A 13,910-nucleotide genomic window follows, 5' to 3' on the forward strand; every position below is an offset into this window, starting at 1 on the left:
CCATGGCGAACGCCACGACTGCTTCACCTGCCATGATGGCAGATCCCGCTTCGGAGCGCATCGCGCCGAAGCGGCTGTTCGCCTTCATCATCATGGTGTTCGGGATGTTCATGTCGATCCTGGACATCCAGATCGTCTCAGCGTCCTTGAGCGAAATCCAGGCCGGCCTGTCGGCGAGCTCCAGCGAGGTCTCCTGGGTCCAGACTGCCTATCTGATCGCGGAAGTGATCGCGATCCCGCTGTCGGGATTCCTGTCGCGCGCGTTCGGCACGCGGCTTCTGTTCGCGATCTCGGCGGCCGGCTTCACGATTTCGAGCCTGCTCTGCGGCTTCGCCACGACCATCGAGGAGATGATCCTCTGGCGCGCGCTGCAGGGCTTTCTCGGCGCCGGCATGATCCCGACGGTTTTCGCCTCCGCCTACACTGTGTTTCCGCGTTCGAAATTCCACATTGTCGGTCCCATCATCGGGCTTGTCGCGACCCTTGCTCCCACGATCGGTCCGACGGTCGGCGGCTACATCACCGATTTGATGTCGTGGAATTGGCTGTTCTTCATCAACGTCGTGCCCGGCATCGGCATCACCCTCGGTGTGTGGGCGCTGGTCGATTTCGACGAGCCGCATTTCGAGTTGCTCGACCGCTTCGACTGGTGGGGCCTGCTGTTCATGGCCGGCTTCCTCGGCACGCTGGAATACGTGCTGGAGGAGGGGCCGCAATATGAATGGCTGCAGGACACCTCGGTGGCGATCTGCGCCTGGATCTGCGTCGTCTCGGCGATCGCCTTCTTCGTGCGCGTCTTCACGGCGGCCGAGCCCATCGTCAATCTGCGCACCTTCAGCAACCGCAATTTCGCCGTCGGCTCCACGCTGCAATTCTGCATCGGCATCGGCCTTTACGGCCTGACCTACATCTATCCGCGCTATCTCGCCGAGGTGCGCGGCTACAGCGCGCTGATGATCGGCGAAACCATGTTCGTCTCTGGTATCACCATGTTCCTGGTGGCGCCGCTGGTCGGCCGGCTGATGGCGAGCCTGGACATGCGCTACATGGTCGCGTTCGGCCTGATCGTGTTCGCGATGGGCTCCTACCAGATGACCTGGATCACGCGCGACTACGATTTCTACGAGCTGCTCATTCCGCAGATCCTGCGCGGCGTCGGCATGATGTTCGCGATGGTGCCGACCAACAACATCGCGCTCGGCACGCTGCCGCCTGATCGGGTGAAGAACGCCTCCGGCCTGTTCAACCTGATGCGCAATCTCGGTGGTGCCGTCGGGCTCGCCGTCATCAACACCGTGCTCAACGATCGTACCGACCTGCACATCACGCGCCTTCAGGAGCGCATCACCTGGGGCAATGCGACCGCGACCGAAACCCTGACCATGCTCCAGCAAAAGTTCCAGGGCCTCGGCGACTCCGCGCTGATGGCGATGAAGCAGCTCACCCAGATCGTGCACCGTCAGGCTGTGGTGATGAGCTTTGGCGACGCGTTCTTCATTCTGACGCTGTTCTACCTCAGCCTCAGCGTGCTGGTCACGCTGCTGAAAAGGCCGGCCTCGCCGTTCGGTGCTGGCGGCGGCGACGCACACTGACGCGAGCCATATATCTGGTGTCGTCGCCCGGCTCGACCGGGCAACCCAGTATCCCAGAGGCGGCATTGGTGAGCTCGCTCTCACCATGCCCGCCGCGGCGTACTGGATGCCCCGCCCCCCGCGCGCAATTGCGCACTAGGCGGGGCAATGACAGCGACAATTGAGGCGGCAGCCCCTCGCACCAAAATGCAACACTCGTGCGTGATCTCGCGCAGGCCCCGTTGCAAACTGCAAATCACACATCTATAAAGCGCACCTCATTTCAATCGAACCGGGGAGAGATTTGCATGATTTCGTCGCATTCGCAGATCGTACGCCCGCGCTCGATGTTCTGGCTCGGTACCTGCTTGGCCGCCTAGAGGCCGCTTCCGCCAGCTTCGATCGGATTTTTTACCCCGATCGCTCCGCTTCCCAACTGTAAGCCAATTCAAGTGACGCTGCTTCGGCCCTCGCGGCCGGCTTGTGTCCATCGATGGAGCCGGCCCGCGCCAACAGCGGCCGGATAATGTCATGACCGCCTTGTCGAAAAAGCCCGCGGCTATCCGCGTGGTTCTGCGCTTTGTGTTCCGGCACTGGCTGAAGCAGCCGGGGCGGGCGCTTGCCATCGCCGTCGGCCTGTTAGGTGCGACCGTCGCCGATCTGTTCATGCCGGTGTTCTCAGGACATCTGGTCGATGCGCTGACGCGCGGGCCGTCCGATCCCGATGCGCGCCACGCCGCCCTGGTGGCGCTGGGTGGCATCGTGGTGCTGGGCGCTGCGTCGATGGTGCTGCGCCTGAGCGGACTCCAGGTGATCGTGCCGTTCACGCTGAAGCTGATGTCTGACGTCGCGCAGGATGCCTTCCTGCGCGTGCAGCGCTTCTCGACCGACTGGCACGCCAATTCCTTCGCCGGCTCGACCGTGCGCAAGATTACCCGCGGCATGTGGGCGCTCGACCTGCTGAACGACACCATCCTGCTGGCTCTGCTGCCGTCGCTAGCGGTGCTGATCGGATCGATGATCCTGCTCGGCGTGCACTGGGCCTCGCTTGGTGCGGTGATCGCGCTCGGCGCGGCCGCCTATGTCACGATGACGGTGCTGTTCTCGATGCGCTACATCGCGCCGGCCGCGCGTGTCTCCAATGCCTGGGACACCAAGGTCGGCGGCACGCTGGCGGACGCGCTCACCTGCAACGCGGTGGTGAAATCGTTCGGCGCGGAAATGCGCGAGGATGCGCGGCTCGCCCGCGTCATCAAGCGCTGGCGCGTGCGGGTGCGGCGGACCTGGTTCCGTTACAACTACACGGCCATGTCGCAGCTCTCGCTGCTGCTGTGCCTGCGTGCGTCCGTGATCGGCGGTTCGGTGCTGCTGTGGATGTCGGGTCGCGCCTCGCCCGGCGACGTCACCTACGTGCTGACGAGCTATTACGTGATCCACGCTTACCTGCGGGATGTCGGCATGCACATCAACAACCTCCAGCGTTCGGTCAACGACATGGAGGAGCTGGTGGCGATCCATGACGAGCCGATCGGCATCGCGGATGCCGAAGGCGCGCTGCCGATCGCGATCGAAGGCGGCGAGATCGTGTTCGACGACGTCACGTTCCATTACAGCGGACATCGCGCGCCGCTCTACGACGGATTGTCCTTGACGATCCGCGCCGGCGAGCGTGTCGGTCTCGTCGGCCGCTCCGGCTCCGGCAAGACGACGTTCGTCAAGCTGGTGCAGCGGCTCTACGACGTCACCGGCGGCCAGGTGCTGATCGACGGGCAGGATATCGCGCTCGCAACGCAGCAATCGCTGCGCTGCCAGATCGCGATCGTGCAACAGGAGCCGATCCTGTTTCACCGCACACTCGCCGAGAACATCGCCTACGGCCGGCCCGGCGCCAGCCTGGAGGCGATCGAGCAGGCGGCGCGGCTCGCCAATGCGCACGATTTCATCCTGCGCTTGCCGAAGGGCTACGGCACGCTGGTCGGCGAACGCGGCGTCAAACTGTCGGGCGGCGAGCGGCAGCGCGTTGCGCTGGCGCGCGCCTTCCTGGCGGATGCGCCGGTGCTGATCCTGGACGAGGCGACCTCGAGCCTCGATTCGGAATCGGAGGCGCTGATCCAGCAGGCAATGGAGCGGCTGATGAAAGGCCGCACCTCGATCGTGATCGCGCACCGGCTGTCGACGGTGAAGAGCCTCGATCGCATTCTCGTGTTCGACCGCGGCGAGATCGTCGAGCAAGGCACGCATGCCATGCTCGCGAGCAAGCCCGGCGGGATCTATCGCAGCCTGTTCGAGCGCCAAGTGGTGGAGCTCGGGCATATCGCAGCAGCGGAATGACGCGCGGCGGCAGGGCGAAAGCCTTGCCGTCACGTCGTCGAGGATGGAATGACATGAAGGACCTGACGCGCGGCTCCATCGTGAGCCACATTCTGAGCATGGCGCCACCGATCGTGGTCGGCATGATCACGATCATGATCTGCCAACTCGTCGACCTGTACTTCGTGTCCGGGCTCGGCGACGCCGCTGTTGCCGGTGTCGCCGCGGCCGGTAACGCCGGCTTCCTCGTCAACGGGCTGATGCAGATGCTCGGTGTCGGCGCGGTCGCGTTGATCGCGCATGCCGTGGGCCGCAAGGACCGCGACGACGCCAATATCATCTTCAACCAGTCGGTCGTGCTGTCGGTGCTGTTCGGGCTGCTGACGCTGCTCGGCGGCCTGGCGCTGGCGCGCCCCTATATGCGCGCGATCTCGCTCGACGCGGCCACGATCGAGGCTGGCGCCACCTATTTCCACTGGTTCATGCCGGCGTTGGCCCTGCAATTCGTGACGCAAGTGATGGGGGCCGCGCTGCGGGCCACCGGCATCGTGCGGCCGAGCATGCTGGTGCAGGTGCTCGCCGTGCTCCTCAACATCGCGCTGGCGCCGGTCCTGATCACGGGCTGGGGCACCGGACACGCGTTCGGTGTCGCCGGAGCGGGCCTTGCGAGCTCAATCGCCGTCTTCATCGGCGTGCTGATGCTGTTCGCTTATTATCACAGGCTGGAGCGCTACGTCGCCTTCCATCCGGAGCAATGGCGTCCGCGGCTGCGGGAGTGGAAACGGATCCTCAATGTCGGTCTGCCCGCGGGCGGCGAGTTCGCGATGATCTTTATCTTCATGGCCGCGATCTATTACGTGCTGCGCGATCTCGGTCCGGCGGCCCAGGCCGGATTTGGCATCGGCACGCGCGTCATCGGCTTGATCCAGATGCCGGCGCTTGCCGTCGCCCTCGCGGCGGGGCCGATTGCGGGCCAGAATTTCGGTGCGGGCAACAGCGAGCGAGTGCGGGAGACCTTCGTCAGGGCGGCGTTGATTGCGACGGTCTTGATGATCGCGCTCACTGTCTTCGTGCAGCTCGCACCCGGATTGTTGCTCACCGGCTTCTCGAATGATCCGGAGACGATGAGGGTCGCGTTGCTGTTTCTGAAAATGATCTCGCTGAACATGGTGGCGCAGGGATTCATCTTTGTCTGCTCCAGCATGTTCCAGGGCCTCGGCAACACCAAGCCGGTGCTGTGGAGCTCGGCGACACGCGTCCTCACTTATTCTCTGCCGGCGATCTGGCTTTCGACGCGGCCGGGCTTTCGGATCGAGTACGTCTGGTACATATCGAACGCGGCGACGACGCTCCAGGCCGTCCAGAGCCTGTGGTTGTTGCGCCGCGAGTTCAGGAAGCGGCTGGTGACTCCGACGGAGAATGCTGAAGAGCCGGTGAGTTCGGAGCCCAGCGCGCCTCTGGCCCGCGAGCCTGCGTAGCGACGGCTTGTTCCATCCCCGCGGCTCCGGCTAATTTGCCGGGCTGCGAGGGTGGGATTGTCGAAGGGACGAATGGGCGGAGTGGCGAACGAGGGGCGGCCGGCGACCTGGCTCTCGGCGATCTGGGCGGCGCGCTACCGCACGCCGGCTCGTTTTGTCGCGCTGATCGCGCTGCTGCTGCCGTGGACGACGAGCGGGACGACGTTCGCGCTGATACCCTGGCTGATTGCCTTCGCGTTCCTCGATCTGCGCGACTTCCCGCGCTCGCTGCTGCGTCCGGTCTGCCTGCTGCCGATCGCGCTGGTGGTCCTCGCGCTTGTCGGCATGCTCTGGTCGGAGGCCCCGTGGCCGGAAAAAGTTCATGCGATCGGACCGGTGTTGAAGCTCCTGGTGATCCCGCTTCTGATCTACCAGTTCGAGCGTTGGCCCTACGGCGTCTGGGTGTTCGTGGCTTTTCTCACATCCTGCGCGCTGGTCATGCTGGTCTCCTTCGCCGTCGCTGTTGACCCCGATCTGTCGCTGAAGCTCTATCTGTCGCGCGGGCCGTATAAGATCGAGAGCGGTGTCGCGGTGCGCAACTATATCGACCAGAGCCAGGAGTTCGGGCTCTGCGCGATTGCGTCGATCTATCCGATCGTGGCGTTGTTTCGCGAGGGACGCGTCCGTATCGCGATGCTGCTTACCGCGATCGCGATCGGCTTTCTCGCCAATATGACGTTTGTCGTGGTCTCGCGCACGGCACTGGTGACGCTGCCGATCCTGCTCGTGGTCTTTGCTCTCCTGCATCTGCGTTGGCGCGCCGCCTTGCTGGCCGCGGGTGCGATGGCGTGGTTGGCTGTGTCACTCTGGACGGTCTCGCCGCATCTGCGCGCAACCGTCGCGAAGTTCCAGGGCGACTACGAGATGAGCGTGGAGGACAAGCAGGTCAGCGGCATGGGTTCACGTCTGGAGTACTGGCGGAAATCCCTGGGCTTCGTCGCTGATGCGCCGCTGGTTGGCCACGGCACCGGCTCGATCCGCGCTCTGTTCGCAGGCGCGGCTGCGGATGCGGAGGCCGATCCGCTGCGCGGCGAGATCGTCAGCAATCCGCACAATCAGACGCTGAGCGTTGCGGTGCAATGGGGCGTGGTGGGCGTGCTGGTTCTCTACGCGCTATGGTTTGCGCATTTGCTGATGTTCCGCGGCGAGGGGCTCGCCTGCTGGATCGGCCTATTGGTCGTGGTGCAGAACATGCTGTCCTCGATGCTCAACACCCATCTGTTCGACTTCACGCCGGGCTGGATCTACGTGCTCGGTGTCGCGGGCGGCATGGCGCTCGCGAAGAAGAGCTAGAACGCACTGACGCTGTTCCAAACCAGGGTCGCGCCCGAGAGGAATAGCAGGCCGAGCACGACGTCGCCAAAATGCTTGTCGCTGAGGGCGTGATAGACGCGCGCCCCCAGCCATGCGCCGATCAACGTGCCCGGGAATGCGACCATCGCGAGCCACACCACCTTGAATGCGACGAGGCCCGAGGCGGTTTGCAGCACCAGCGCGGTCGCAAGCACCGTGAAATTGAACAGCTGGAAGATGCCCCGCCGTTCGTGCTTGTTCCAGCCGCGGATATTGGCCCACAGGATCGGGAGCGGTCCGGACAGGCCGGCGAGCCCGCCCAAAATGCCGCCGGCAAAGCCGATCACGCCGTCGGCGATGCGGCCGCCGAAGGTGACGGCGAACTGCTTTTTGTTGAAGTAGAGCGCGCTCGAGAAGATCAGCAACAGGACGCCGACGCTCAGTTTGAACACTTTTGGATCGGCCGAAGCGACCAGCGTGGTTCCGATCGGCACGCCGAGCAACCCACCGATCAGGAACGGCCACACCAGCGAGAGGTCAAAGCTTTTCCACATCGATGGCAGCGTCGAGGTTTGTGCGATCACCGAGCAGATCAGCACCAGGGGCACCGCGAGCGAGGGCGGCAGCACGTAAAGCCAGATGCCGAGCGCCATCAGCGCGGTGCCGAACCCGGCCAGCCCCGAGACGAACCCGCCGGCCAGCGCGCCGAACAGCAGCAGCGCAATCGTGAACGTTTCCACGCCTAAGTTCCTGTTGTCGCGATCTCGTGATCACCGCACCGTGCATAGCACAGCCGCGGACGTCGAGGTCAATGCATGCTTGCACGCAAATGCGACCTGCAATCGTCGGGCATTTTCGAACGATACGCCCAGGAAAATGGAGAACAACCATAGGTGCGCCGCGCCGGTGATGCCACCGAAGTGACTAATCGTGAACCCGCTCCTTGTTGGAACGGCGGGACCTCATTCGTATCTGAGCCGGGGCGGCCGTCGATTGGAGAGACAGCAATGCGTATGATTCTGGCTTCGAGCCTTTTGATCGCCCTCATGGGCTCTGCGAACGCGGCTACGGTGCACCATGCGCACCGACAGCATGTCATTGTTCGTCCCGATCAGGGAGGAGGCGCCTCAGACCCCGCTTCGGCCTTTGGCTACGCACCATCCGGGCCGGCGATCTATCCCCGCTCGGCACCGTACGGTGAATATGAAATGTATCCGCGGGATTCCCAGGGCTACGCGCCTGGCGAACGCGAGCAATTTCTCGACAGCGTGAGACGAGGCGGCTGACGCGCCTTAGACGATCTGCCTGGTATCCGCGGGCCTCTGCAGCGTGCCGATCAGAATCCGGAGTGCTTGCGTCAGCTCCGCGCGATTGCGCGCGGCGCCGAGCGACAGCCGTGCAGCATTCGGCGGACTGCCATCGACCACGAAAGAGTCGCTGGCCACGACGGCGAGCCCATCGCGCAACAGCTGCGCGGCGACATCGCGGCGGCCCGATCCCTCCGGAAGCCGCAACCACAGATGATGCGCGGCGGGGTTGGCCTGGAACTGAAACCCCTTCAGTGCGCGCTGCGCCAATTGCTGGCGGCCGACGGCCTCGTTGAGGATGGCCGCGATGATGCGGTCGGCGACACCGTTCTCGAGCCAATGCGTCACCAGCGCGACCATCAGCGGCGCCGGCATCTGCACTGTCGCTTGCAGATGGCCGCGCATCTGAAGCTGCGCGTCGACGTCGGGCGCCAGGAGATAGGCAACGCGCAACGCCGGCGCGATGCATTTTGACAGTGTCGTCGCGAGATATGTCCGCTCCGGGATGAGGTTCGCAATCGGCGAGGCCGATCGGTCGAGCAGCCCGTAGGCATCGTCCTCGATCAGGGCAGTATCGGCATCGCGGACGATCTTGGCGATTGCACTGCGTCGCTCGGCGGAGAGTGTCGCCGTGGTCGGATTGTGCAGGGTCGGAATGAGATAGACTGCCTTCGGGCCGTGCGTGCGACAGGCCTTCGCCAGCGCATCCGGCAAAATGCCCCCGTCATCCATGGCGACACTGACGAGCTTGACGCCGAGCTGCGCAGCCGCCGCTTTAATGCCGGGAAAGGTGAGGGCCTCCGTCAGCACGACGTCGCCTGGCCGCGCGAGGTGGGCGAGGAGGTTGAACAGGATCGTCTGTGCGCCCGGAAAGATCACGAGCTTGTCGGCCTGCGCATGGGGAACGCGCGCACGCATCCAGCGCGCGGCGACCTCGCGCTCATGCGCGCTGCCGCCCGGCGGCTGGTAGTTCAGGAATGCGGTCAGGCCCGATTGCGCGCGAAGGGCCTCAAAGCCGGCGATGATGCGCTCGTCGAGCTGCGCTTCGAGCGGATGCGGCGGCACGTTCATGGAGAGGTCGATCGTGACCGGATGTGGCAGGTCGACCGTACGGCGTGCACTGGTCTCCGACACGAACGAGCCCTGGCCCACGCGGGCCTCCATGATGCCGCGGCGTCGTGCCTCGGTGTAGGCGCGCGTCACCGTGGTGAGGTCGATGCCCAGCGCTTTTGCCAGCGCACGCTGCGTCGGCAATTGCTGTCCCCGCACCAGCCGGCCCGTCGCGATGTCGGCCTCCATTGCGTCGACGATGCGCTGGTAGCGCGGCCCTGAGAGCTCCGAAATTGTAGGGGTCCAATCCATGCAATTTAGGCCCATATCCTTTGAATGTATGGATGCAGGATATTATTGTATGGATCATCAAAACGGAAGAGGTGTCGTCATGACGACCGGTTCAGTCTCTCTGGCAAAGGCGATGTGGCGTGGCTTTCGCGGCAAGTGCCCGAATTGCGGCGAAGGGCACGTGTTCGGCCGTTTCCTCAAGGTGGCCAGCGCTTGCGATCATTGCGGCGAGGAGCTGTTCCATCAGCGCGCCGACGACTTCCCGGCCTATCTCGTCATGGTCGTGGTCGGCCATCTCGTGGTGCCGGCGATCCTTGCGGTCGAGACCGCCTATGCGCCGCCGGTCTGGCTGCAACTCGCAGTGTGGCTGCCGGTGACGCTGTTTGCTTCGCTTGCTCTGCTGCAACCGACCAAAGGCGCGATCGTCGGCCTGCAATGGCAGATCGGCATGCACGGGTTTGAGGCGAGCAAGCTGCGGCGGGAAGCCGGCCAGCTTGCGCCCGTGCTGGTGAAGGCACAGCGCGCGGCCTGAGGCAGCTCGCGGCGTTTACATCGCGCGGCCCATTGCTACACTCCATCGCATCAAAACAAGAACGATGGAAACGCCAATGGCCGCACGCGCAAAAACCTTCCTGCTTTGTCATGGCGCGTGGTCCGGCGGCTGGTCCTGGCGCAAGATGCATCCGCTGATGGCGCAGGCCGGCCACCGCCTGGTCGCGCCCACCTACACCGGGCTCGGTGAACGATCGCATCTCGCCAGTCCCGCGGTCGATCTCGACACGCACATCCAGGACATCCTGGGCGTCATCAAGTTCGAGGATCTCGACGACATCGTGCTGCTCGGCCACAGCTATGGCGGCATGGTCGCGACGGGCGTTGCCGATCGCGCGCGTGAGCGCGTGACGCAATTGATCTATCTTGACGCCTTCGTGCCGCGCGATGGCCAGTCGCTGTTCGATCTCAACGAAGGTGGACGCGAGCCGATGCGCAAGGCTGCCGCCGCCGGCGATGGCTATCGCATCCCGCCGAACCCGCCGCCCCCTGATACGCCACAGGCCGATCTCGATTGGCTCAACGCCCGCCGAATCAACATGCCGATCAAATGCTTCGAGACGAAGCTGAAGCTTCAGCACGGCGAGCCGGCAATGCCGCGCAGCTACATCTATTGCGCCCGCATCCCGCCCGGTGATGTGTTCGGGCAATTCGCAAGGCGGGCGAGGAGCGAGCAGGGCTGGCGCTATTTCGAGCTCGACGCCAGCCACGCGCCGAACGTTACGGCACCGGGGGCATTGATGAAGGTGTTGCACGAGATCGTGGCGTAGAGCGGCGCCCAAAATTGGTGAGGGGTCCGATGCGTTGGCATCGAACCCCTCGTTGCAAGATATCAGCCGGCCTGTAAGCCGGGTTCTGTAGGGCACCGCCTGCTTGCGCAAACGATACGTGACGACCATTCCTCTGGGACCATGTTTGCACATGACCTCGAGCAACCTACCCGGACGGCGGGCCTGACATCGCCCCGCGGCGTTATCGCTTTCGCGAACAGCCCGCTATGCCGTCCCTATTCGGTTTTGCTCCCGGTGGGGTTTACCATGCCGGCTCCGTTGCCGGACCCGCGGTGCGCTCTTACCGCACCTTTTCACCCTTACCCCGCGAAGCCCGAAGGCGAAGCGGGGCGGTTCGTTCTCTGTGGCACTTTCCCTGGGGTCGCCCCCGCCGGACGTTATCCGGCACCGTATGTCAAGGGAGCCCGGACTTTCCTCCCCGGCGGCCTTTCGGCGCTTGCCGGAGCGGCCGTCCGGCCGACTGACTGACAAGGCAATGGGCATTTGTGACGGTTTCGTCAAGCCAAGATCGTGGCGCACGCGGCGGCGGAAATAATTTATCCTGAAGATGTCGTTGGGCGCGGACCCCGTTCGACTGGATGTCGGCGATCCAGCCGAAGCACAGGAGTAAAGCGATGCAATATCTGCTGCTGATCTACCGGAACGAAAACTACATGACCGACATGAGCGCCACCGACCGCCAGAAGCTGATGGGAGAATACGGCGCCTACACCCAGTCGATCATCCAGAGCGGCCATTTCAAGGCCGGCGATGGGCTGCAGCCGACGACGACCGCGACCACGGTGCGCGTTCGCGACGGCAAGACCATGACCACCGACGGCCCGTTCGCGGAAACGCGCGAGCAGCTCGGCGGCTACTATCTGGTCGAAGCCAAGGATATCGACGATGCCGTTGCGCTCGCCGCGCGAATTCCCGAGGCGAAGCGGGGCTCGATCGAGGTCCGGCCGGTCATGATCTACAATTGATCGCACCGAGCGACATCGACAAGATCTTCCGCGACGAGGCGGGGCGGGCGCTGGCCACCCTGATCCGCCTCGTCGGCGATTTCGATTTGGCCGAGGACGCGCTGCAGGATGCGTTCGCGGTCGCGCTGGAGCGCTGGTCGGCGTGCGAGATCCCTGACAATCCGCGCGCCTGGCTGGTCAATGTCGGCCGCAACAAGGCGATCGACCGCATCAGGCGCCAGGCCGCCTTTCGCGGCAAGCAGCAGGCGCTCCTGCATGAGCTCGAGCTCAACGCGAATACGCCGGCTGAGCCGCCCGCGGTGCTCGACGACGACATGCTGCGGCTGATCTTCACCTGCTGCCATCCGGCGTTCGCGGTCGAGGTCCAGGTCGCGCTGACGCTGCGCACCGTCTGCGGCCTCTCCGCCGCGCAGGTCGCGCGCGCGTTCCTCATTGGTGAGGATGCGATGGCGCAGCGCCTCGTCCGCGCCAAGCAGAAGATCAGGCTCGCCGGCATTCCCTATGAGGTGCCGGAGCGCGACGCGCTGGCGCCTCGGCTCGACGGCGTGCTTGCCGTGATCTATCTGGTCTATACCGAAGGCTATGTCGCAACCTCGGGCACGGACCTGATGCGGCCCGATCTCGCGACTGAGGCGATCAGGCTGGCGCGCTTGCTTGACCGTCTGATGCCGGATCGCGCCGCGATCAAGGGCCTGCTGGCGCTGATGCTGTTGCACGATGCGCGCCGCGCCGGCCGCGAGACCGCGGCCGGCGACATCGTCCTGCTGGAAGAGCAGGACCGTTCGCTCTGGGATCGCGCGCAGATCGAGGAAGGCTTGCGCCTCGTCGATGACGCGCTGCGCGTGCCGGGCCGGCCGCAGCCCTATGCGGTGCAGGCCGCGATCGCCGCGTTGCATGCCCGCGCGCCGAGCTTCGAGGCGACAGACTGGCCGCAGATCGCCGGGCTCTATGAAGTGCTGTTGCGCATCAGCCCGTCACCGGTGATCGAGCTCAACCACGCCGCCGCCGTGTCGATGGTCGACGGCCCCGCCCGCGCGCTCGATCTCGTCGACGCGATCACCGCGCGTGGCGGCCTCGATGGTTACGAGATGTTGCCGGCGGTGCGCGCCGATCTGCTGCGACGGCTCGGCCGCAAGGATGACGCGCGCGAGGCTTATCGCGTGGCGAGCGAGGCGACCCAGCTCGAGCCGTTGCGACGGCTGTATGCGCGGCGGCTGCGGGAGCTCGACTAGATGCCGAGCGCACTCTGATAGGCGAACAGGGCGGGGGCGCCGCCCGTGTGCAGGAAGATGACGTCCTCGTCATTGCGCCAACGCCCCATCCGGATCATCGCGATCAGGCCGGCGAGCCCTTTGCCCGAATAGACGGGGTCGAGCACGAGCGCCTCCGTTTGTCCGGCGAGCCGGATCGCCTCGATCGTAGCCGCGTGCGGCACGCCATAGGCTGGGCCGGCGTGACCGGCGACCACTTCGACCAAGGCCTCGTCGAAATCTGCGTCGAGCAGATCCGCCGCTTGCCGCGCAAGCCCCACCACGTCAGTGCGCACCCGCGCCGGCTCGGCATCGATGTCGATCCCGATGACTTTCGTGTCCGGCATGGAGATGGCCGCGCCGACGATGAGACCAGCCTGCGTGCCGGCACTACCGGAGCAATGCACGATCGCGGATGGTTTGAAGCCAGACAGCGCCGCCTGCTGCGCGATTTCGGCGATCGTGGTGGCATAGGCAACCGCGCCCAGTACATTCGAGACGCCGTAGGGCACAAAATATGGCTTGCGTCCTTTCGTCCGGAGATCGTCGACGAGCGTGCGGATGGCGGCATTGCGGTCGCCGGTCCAGGGCACGTCGTGCAGATGCGCGCCGAACAGCCGATTGAGAAAGGCATTGCCCGAGGTCTCGTATTCCGGTGTCGGCGGCGCGAGCCGGCCGTGATAGACGGCGAGATGGCAGGGCAGACCGAGCTTTGCCGCAACTGCCGCGACCTGCCGCTGGCTATTCGATTGCACGACACCGCCTGAGACGATCGTGTCCGCGCCTTTCGAGACTGCATCGTGCAGGACGTAGTCGAGCTTGCGCAACTTGTTGCCGCCGAAGCCAAGCCCCGTCGCGTCGTCGCGTTTGACCCACAGCCGCGGCCCGCCGAGATGAGCCGTCAGTCGCTTCATTGGCTCGAGCGGCGTGGGAAGATTGGCGAGGCCCAGGCGCGGAAAGGCTGCGAGGCGGTCGATCAGCGGCTTGCGATCCCCAGGCATCGTTTGCCTCGT

General features: G+C 64.8%; 12 protein-coding genes and 1 other RNA gene. 9 read left to right on the forward strand and 4 right to left on the reverse strand.

The window, feature by feature from the left end:
- Positions 1 to 2 precede the first annotated feature (2 nt).
- The 4 genes from L6639_RS33645 (at position 3) to L6639_RS33660 (ending at position 6,691) form a co-directional block, all read left to right on the forward strand.
- Entirely contained in the window at positions 3 to 1,592 is a 1,590-nt protein-coding gene (locus L6639_RS33645; RefSeq protein WP_237865907.1) for a DHA2 family efflux MFS transporter permease subunit, read from the forward strand.
- 510 nt (positions 1,593 to 2,102) lie between these two features.
- Entirely contained in the window at positions 2,103 to 3,902 is a 1,800-nt protein-coding gene (locus tag L6639_RS33650) for an ABC transporter ATP-binding protein (RefSeq protein ID WP_237865908.1), read from the forward strand.
- Between the two features lie 53 nt (positions 3,903 to 3,955).
- Positions 3,956 to 5,359 carry an MATE family efflux transporter gene (locus L6639_RS33655; protein WP_237865909.1) on the forward strand — a complete coding sequence of 468 codons (1,404 nt, stop codon included), beginning with the start codon at positions 3,956 to 3,958 and terminating at the stop codon, positions 5,357 to 5,359.
- A 72-nt stretch (positions 5,360 to 5,431) separates the two neighbouring features.
- On the forward strand, positions 5,432 to 6,691 hold the full coding sequence (locus tag L6639_RS33660) for an O-antigen ligase family protein (RefSeq protein ID WP_237865941.1): 1,260 nt from the start codon (positions 5,432 to 5,434) through the stop codon (positions 6,689 to 6,691).
- On the opposite strand, the gene L6639_RS33665 is transcribed toward L6639_RS33660, so the two are convergent.
- Entirely contained in the window at positions 6,688 to 7,431 is a 744-nt protein-coding gene (locus L6639_RS33665) for a sulfite exporter TauE/SafE family protein (protein ID WP_237865910.1), read from the reverse strand. The two genes, L6639_RS33660 and L6639_RS33665, sit on opposite strands and share 4 nt — an antisense overlap.
- Before the next feature lie 267 nt (positions 7,432 to 7,698).
- On the opposite strand from L6639_RS33665, the gene L6639_RS33670 reads away from it, so the two are divergent.
- Positions 7,699 to 7,977: a hypothetical protein gene (locus L6639_RS33670; RefSeq protein ID WP_237865911.1), complete on the forward strand. Its 279-nt coding sequence runs from the start codon at positions 7,699 to 7,701 to the stop codon at positions 7,975 to 7,977.
- Between the two features lie 6 nt (positions 7,978 to 7,983).
- Here L6639_RS33670 and L6639_RS33675 read toward each other — a convergent pair whose 3' ends face one another.
- Complete coding sequence (locus L6639_RS33675; RefSeq protein ID WP_237865912.1) at positions 7,984 to 9,360, reverse strand: aminotransferase-like domain-containing protein; 1,377 nt, start codon at positions 9,358 to 9,360, stop codon at positions 7,984 to 7,986.
- 49 nt (positions 9,361 to 9,409) lie between these two features.
- Between L6639_RS33675 and L6639_RS33680 the strand changes: the two genes are divergently transcribed.
- Together L6639_RS33680 and L6639_RS33685 are read left to right on the forward strand one after the other, a co-directional pair.
- Positions 9,410 to 9,871: a DUF983 domain-containing protein gene (locus L6639_RS33680; protein WP_271607129.1), complete on the forward strand. Its 462-nt coding sequence runs from the start codon at positions 9,410 to 9,412 to the stop codon at positions 9,869 to 9,871.
- A 76-nt stretch (positions 9,872 to 9,947) separates the two neighbouring features.
- Positions 9,948 to 10,661, forward strand: a complete 714-nt coding sequence (locus L6639_RS33685; protein WP_237865914.1) for an alpha/beta fold hydrolase — start codon at positions 9,948 to 9,950, stop codon at positions 10,659 to 10,661.
- A 58-nt stretch (positions 10,662 to 10,719) separates the two neighbouring features.
- Here L6639_RS33685 and rnpB read toward each other — a convergent pair.
- An RNA gene (gene rnpB / locus L6639_RS33690) (RNase P RNA component class A) lies at positions 10,720 to 11,146 on the reverse strand.
- Positions 11,147 to 11,296: 150 nt separating this feature from the next.
- On the opposite strand from rnpB, the gene L6639_RS33695 reads away from it, so the two are divergent.
- Together L6639_RS33695 and L6639_RS33700 are read left to right on the forward strand one after the other, a co-directional pair.
- Positions 11,297 to 11,647 (forward strand): YciI family protein, encoded by a 351-nt coding sequence (locus L6639_RS33695; RefSeq protein ID WP_237865915.1) that lies wholly within the window; start codon positions 11,297 to 11,299, stop codon positions 11,645 to 11,647.
- Positions 11,647 to 12,879 carry an RNA polymerase sigma factor gene (locus L6639_RS33700; protein ID WP_237865942.1) on the forward strand — a complete coding sequence of 411 codons (1,233 nt, stop codon included), beginning with the start codon at positions 11,647 to 11,649 and terminating at the stop codon, positions 12,877 to 12,879. The genes L6639_RS33695 and L6639_RS33700 overlap by 1 nt, the downstream gene beginning before the upstream one ends.
- On the opposite strand, the gene L6639_RS33705 is transcribed toward L6639_RS33700, so the two are convergent.
- A complete protein-coding gene (locus tag L6639_RS33705; protein ID WP_237865916.1) occupies positions 12,876 to 13,898 on the reverse strand; it encodes a D-cysteine desulfhydrase family protein in 1,023 nt (340 codons plus the stop codon). The two genes, L6639_RS33700 and L6639_RS33705, sit on opposite strands and share 4 nt — an antisense overlap.
- Positions 13,899 to 13,910: the final 12 nt, after the last annotated feature.

The organism is Bradyrhizobium zhengyangense, assembly GCF_022012555.1.
GTDB lineage: Bacteria > Pseudomonadota > Alphaproteobacteria > Rhizobiales > Xanthobacteraceae > Bradyrhizobium > Bradyrhizobium zhengyangense.

What these genes read in the sequence shown, in the direction of transcription:
- L6639_RS33670 (WP_237865911.1), top strand. Translation starts at nt 7,699, where the DNA reads ATGCGTATGATTCTGGCTTCGAGCCTTTTGATCGCCCTCATGGGCTCT.
- L6639_RS33705 (WP_237865916.1), bottom strand. Translation starts at nt 13,898, where the DNA reads ATGCCTGGGGATCGCAAGCCGCTGATCGACCGCCTCGCAGCCTTTCCG.
- L6639_RS33645 (WP_237865907.1), top strand. Translation starts at nt 3, where the DNA reads ATGGCGAACGCCACGACTGCTTCACCTGCCATGATGGCAGATCCCGCT.
- L6639_RS33675 (WP_237865912.1), bottom strand. Translation starts at nt 9,360, where the DNA reads ATGGATTGGACCCCTACAATTTCGGAGCTCTCAGGGCCGCGCTACCAG.
- L6639_RS33680 (WP_271607129.1), top strand. Translation starts at nt 9,410, where the DNA reads ATGGATCATCAAAACGGAAGAGGTGTCGTCATGACGACCGGTTCAGTC.
- L6639_RS33695 (WP_237865915.1), top strand. Translation starts at nt 11,297, where the DNA reads ATGCAATATCTGCTGCTGATCTACCGGAACGAAAACTACATGACCGAC.
- L6639_RS33660 (WP_237865941.1), top strand. Translation starts at nt 5,432, where the DNA reads ATGGGCGGAGTGGCGAACGAGGGGCGGCCGGCGACCTGGCTCTCGGCG.
- L6639_RS33685 (WP_237865914.1), top strand. Translation starts at nt 9,948, where the DNA reads ATGGCCGCACGCGCAAAAACCTTCCTGCTTTGTCATGGCGCGTGGTCC.
- L6639_RS33650 (WP_237865908.1), top strand. Translation starts at nt 2,103, where the DNA reads ATGACCGCCTTGTCGAAAAAGCCCGCGGCTATCCGCGTGGTTCTGCGC.
- L6639_RS33655 (WP_237865909.1), top strand. Translation starts at nt 3,956, where the DNA reads ATGAAGGACCTGACGCGCGGCTCCATCGTGAGCCACATTCTGAGCATG.